General features: G+C 29.4%; 1 protein-coding gene. It reads right to left on the reverse strand.

What is annotated here, in order from left to right:
• Positions 1-94: 94 nt before the first annotated feature.
• Complete coding sequence (locus DWY01_RS11405) at positions 95-952, reverse strand: aminotransferase class IV (RefSeq protein WP_117996219.1); 858 nt, start codon at positions 950-952, stop codon at positions 95-97.
• Positions 953-1,052 lie beyond the last annotated feature (100 nt).

Genomic DNA, 1,052 nt, shown 5'->3' on the forward strand with positions numbered 1-1,052 from the left:
AAATGTTTTTTTTAACTTTTTTATCTTTTTTTCATTTTTATTACTGTATACGCTTTCATTGCCCGATTTAAAAAAACTGGTATTATCCAGCTTATTAATCTATTCTTTTTGCATTTGTATATTCATAAAATTCTTTAAATACATAATTCTGAAGCTTTTTAAAAGTTTCTAAATCTTTACCATTAAATGGGTTATTATTAATTTTATTTACTCTTCTGCAAATGTGTGTACTACTTGATACAATTACTTCATCTGCATCTAATAAATCCTTTAAAGAATAAATCTTCTCTTCATAAGGAATATTTAAAGCTGTACATGCTTCTAATAAATGTTTTCGTGCAATACCTGGCAAAATATATTCGTCACAGGGTGCAGTGATAAAAACACCATTCTTTAAAATAGAAACATTACTATGTGCACATTCTGTAACACGATCTTTACCTCGGTGTAAAATACATTCGTCATATCCATGATTATGTGCATCTGTAGAATACATAACTGCAGGAATTAAATTAATTGTCTTAATATTATTATGGAAGAAGCGTGTATCTTCCATTGTAACTACAGACATTTCTTTATTTGGATCTGCTAATGGTTTTGGTGTAATCATTACCCATAAGTTACCAATCATATCATCTCCATATATATGATTACGTATTCCAGTACCTCTAGAAACTTGCCAGTAAACAAATTGAGTCGGAGAATCTACTTTTTTAACTAAGTCAATTAATAAATTTTGTAATTCAATTCTCTCATAAGGTATTTTTATATTTAATAGTTTTGCACTATTATAAAACCGATTCAAATGATCTTGGAGTGCAAAAATGGTATGGTTATTCGCATAAGAAGCATCGTAAACTCCATCTCCAAAATAACAAGCACGATCCAACATTGGTACTTGCATATTCTCTAATTCATCTATTTTTCCATTATAAAAGCCTAAGTTCTTCATAATATCCTCTTTTCTATCTTTATTATTATAAACCGAATTATAGAAAAGGCAAAAAAAAGGACCCGGCAGCTAGCTATCTTCGCAGGGGCAAGCCCAACTA

Source organism: Eubacterium sp. AF22-8LB (genome assembly GCF_003458715.1).
Classification (GTDB): Bacteria; Bacillota_I; Bacilli_A; order Erysipelotrichales; family Erysipelotrichaceae; genus Holdemanella.